At 59.5% G+C, this 3199-nt stretch carries 4 protein-coding genes; 1 reads left to right on the forward strand and 3 read right to left on the reverse strand.

Annotated features, from left to right (window positions below):
* The first annotated feature begins 451 nt into the window (after positions 1–451).
* Positions 452–661 (forward strand): hypothetical protein, encoded by a 210-nt coding sequence (locus ACODTY_RS23585; protein ID WP_488996607.1) that lies wholly within the window; start codon positions 452–454, stop codon positions 659–661.
* Positions 662–911: 250 nt separating this feature from the next.
* Here ACODTY_RS23585 and ACODTY_RS23590 read toward each other — a convergent pair whose 3' ends face one another.
* The 3 genes from ACODTY_RS23590 to ACODTY_RS23600 form a co-directional block, all read right to left on the reverse strand.
* Positions 912–1115 carry a hypothetical protein gene (locus ACODTY_RS23590; RefSeq protein ID WP_488996608.1) on the reverse strand — a complete coding sequence of 68 codons (204 nt, stop codon included), beginning with the start codon at positions 1113–1115 and terminating at the stop codon, positions 912–914.
* A gap of 886 nt (positions 1116–2001) precedes the next feature.
* The gene (locus ACODTY_RS23595; protein ID WP_488996609.1) at positions 2002–3045 is read right to left on the reverse strand and encodes a CBASS cGAMP-activated phospholipase; all 1044 of its coding nucleotides are present in this window, start codon (positions 3043–3045) and stop codon (positions 2002–2004) included.
* Positions 3042–3199: type II CBASS E2 protein (locus ACODTY_RS23600; protein WP_488996610.1), on the reverse strand; the 158-nt coding region annotated here is incomplete at its 5' end. The genes ACODTY_RS23595 and ACODTY_RS23600, both read right to left, overlap by 4 nt.

Below are 3199 nucleotides of genomic sequence, written 5' to 3' on the forward strand. Positions count from 1 at the left end.
CGTTCCAATCAATATGGAGTTATTCTGGCTCAAGCTAAGGAATGCCATACCGAGGACCGGCTGTCTTCGAGCATCCACGAAAATACGCCCAAGCCTCATTTGGACCGCTCCCCTGATCGGCATAGAGAAAGCGCCCGCACCTGACGTAGCACATGCTCAACCGCGTGCTAGACCGCGGTCTACGGCTGCGCAGTAAGGACCGCGACTGAATTGCATCCCGCTCCACGTGTTTCCGGAACAACGCGTGGTGCTACGTTGAGCCCCTCCACGCCGCAAAAATCCAATGTCCGGCTGGATTAAAGGCGCCGATGTGCTCGTGGCTCGAAATCCCGTCGCTGGGGCAGAAGGCGGCACCGGTTTAAGAGCCCATCGACTGCGGAACGTTTGCTCTGCTGCCACGTTGGAAAACGGCAAGCACTGATGCATCGAATGACACAAGAGGAATTTAACTATGGCGACCACGACGAAGCACTCTTCCAGTGAACATCATCAAAACGCGGCCGCGCATCATGAGGCGGCGGCCCACCATCATCGTCAAGCTGAGCATCATCATGATACGGGCAGACATGATGAGGCCAAAACGCACGCCAGCACCGCCAAGGAGCACAGCCTTAAGGCGCATAACCATTCCACGACCGCACATGAGCATTCGCAAAAGTAGCTCTTTTTTCGACCGAGCCCGGTGAAACAGGATATGCTGTGCTCGGTCGAAATTTTGGCGAGCGCATTTTGAACGCGTGACGAAATCTGGGCGCCGGGCTCCACGTGGAAATTCCTTCTTTTATTAGCAGTGCATGACACGCTGAGTATCATACGGGCTCTAGAACCTCTCCGTCCCGTCCTCTCGCGCAGGCCGAGTTCTCCAACCGGATTGAGTACGCCCAGCTTCGGGACCTTTTGCCTATCCTGAATCAGGCTGGTCGAGACGAGACGATCGGCCGTATAGTACTAAATCGACCATATCGGGCAATTTTGAACTCGCGACGTTCACGCAACCGTCGCTCCGCCGCGGCAAGGCCCTCCTGCGGAAGCAGCGCGGCGACCGGCAGCGGCTCAAGCCAGCTCGCGTTGTTCAGCACCTCGATCTCGGACCATGCCTCGAGCAGGATGGCCACGCGCATCGCCACCGGCAATGCCCGCGTATCTACGACGATATCCTGCCATTCTCAAAGCCGCGCGTCCTCGTTCCAGTCGAGGTCGTAAACCAGCGTCGGCCGAGCGTCTGTTCTCTTTTCGGGCTGGCACGGCCTTGCCTTCCAGCACCTTGGTGGCGCTCAAGCACCGCGTCAATTGCCGCGAATTCTTCGCTCCAGCTGGTCTATCCCTTATGCCTCAATCGGATCGCTGAGTTTGGTTTCGATCGCAGCGGCGCCCTCCCCTTCCCGAGAGTCTTTTGTTTTGACCCGGCCAAGACGCAGCGACCGATGAGCTGTCGCAGTCCGTCCGGGCCGAGCGCCCAATCAGGTGGGCGGGCGCGCACCACGGCATGTGCAGGTGTAAGTTCGTGGGTCGGCGCGCGAACATCCATATGGACGGTGTGCAAGACAAGATCTTCAAGATGGACAAGCTCACCCTCGAGCCAGAGTGCTGCGGCCGCGTCGACAAAGTTCTGACGCTCGATCCACCCCTTCGCGAATAGGAGAACGCGCCAACCGCTCATCCAAGCGGGCCAAGGCCTCGGTTGTTTTCGCTTTACTTCCCGGTTTCAATCGGAAGAAAGCCTGCTTTCGCGAGGGTTTGAGCCCGTCAAGGGCGTGATTTTCATCTAACAGTTTCAATTTCCGTTCGCTGCGCGGCCGTCCACGAGTCTGGAGGTGTGCGAGACGTATTTCCGCAATGGGGTGGTTTGCGAACTGGCAGGTTTCGGGTCACTTCGCTGCGAAAGCTGCCGTTCACAGGGTTCAATGAGTTTCGGCGGCAACGCGCCCCCATTCCGGCCATTACAATGAGCTGTTGGTTATCCTAAAAGCAGCCGACCATCTGCAGCGGTTCGTTCGGACGCTATGACAGCGCACACTTCACGAAACGGTCCGCCGCGTCGCCGAGGAAGATCTGGTTGACGTAGTGCCCGGTCGCCTCGGCATGCGAACGCGCCAGCCGGGGCAGTTCTGTTACTGCGCGATCGACATCATCGAGGCCTATGGGGTTTTCCGATTCTGGCGGATCGATGCGAACAACATTCTGCTTGCCGATGAGAAGGTAGGCCTGGCCAAGGGCGTTGTGAGACTGGGCCTTCGCCGCCGCGCGAAAGATCATCGGCGCCTTGCTCAGCCCGGGAAATACCCAGCGCAAGAGGCCCCCTTTCCGGACGCCTTCGTCGAGCCCAAGGACCTCGTCTCCCGTGCCGATGGACAAAACGCGAATGTCTTCCCGCGGGAGATCGTAGCAGGCGAGCGCATCGACCACGGCATTCATAACAGGGTTGTTCGCCCAGATGCCGCCGTCGATCATGATGTGGCCGTCATTCTCGACCCCGGGATAGTATCCCGGCGCAGCCGACGTATGCAGCGCAACATGCGAGGCTTTGGCGTGCCGGTCCTTCTTGTAATCGGGGTGGTGCGGGGTTTTGTAGATGTAGGGCTCTCCATAGCGACCCTCGAAGCTCGGGATCACAAGGCGCGTCGTTGCATCGTCCAGAAGACGCTCGCCGAACACCTTCAAAAGCTCGTCCTTCAGGACGTTCTGGTCGTGCTTCGGGTGCCGCAACCACCGCGGGAGATCAAAAATGCCCCCGCCCCTCGGAAAGATCACGGACCCTCGTTGGGTGTAGATCTCGGCAGCCTGCCGGGCAGTCATACCTGCCGCGAGCGCGAGCGCGATGATGCCGCCGGTCGACGTGCCGGTGATCATGTCGAAATGGCTGGCAATCGACTGCCCGTCCAGGAAACGCCTCTCGATCTCGGCCAGATAGGATGCGCTGAACACACCCTTGATGCCTCCGCCGTCGATGGACAAGATGCGGAAAATCCGGCCTTCCGGCCACGGCTCCTTCTTTCGCGTCTGCTGAAGGGTGCCGTCAGAACGGCGGGGCGGCTGGTAGGTCATGATGCAACTCCTGCTGCACGAGGAGTCGGGTGACGTCCGCCGCCGGTCCAGCGACCGGTCATGAGCCACAACTCGTAGCAGGCGAGCCAATCAGCGCTCCAGGGGACGATCGTTTGGGACAGGTGCATGCTTTCGTCCCACTCGTCTGTCGCGG

The organism is Mesorhizobium sp. FG116 (assembly GCF_057809835.1).

Coding starts and splice junctions, on each gene's coding strand:
- ACODTY_RS23585 (WP_488996607.1), top strand. CDS start 452: ATGGCGACCACGACGAAGCACTCTTCCAGTGAACATCATCAAAACGCG.
- ACODTY_RS23595 (WP_488996609.1), bottom strand. CDS start 3,045: ATGACCTACCAGCCGCCCCGCCGTTCTGACGGCACCCTTCAGCAGACG.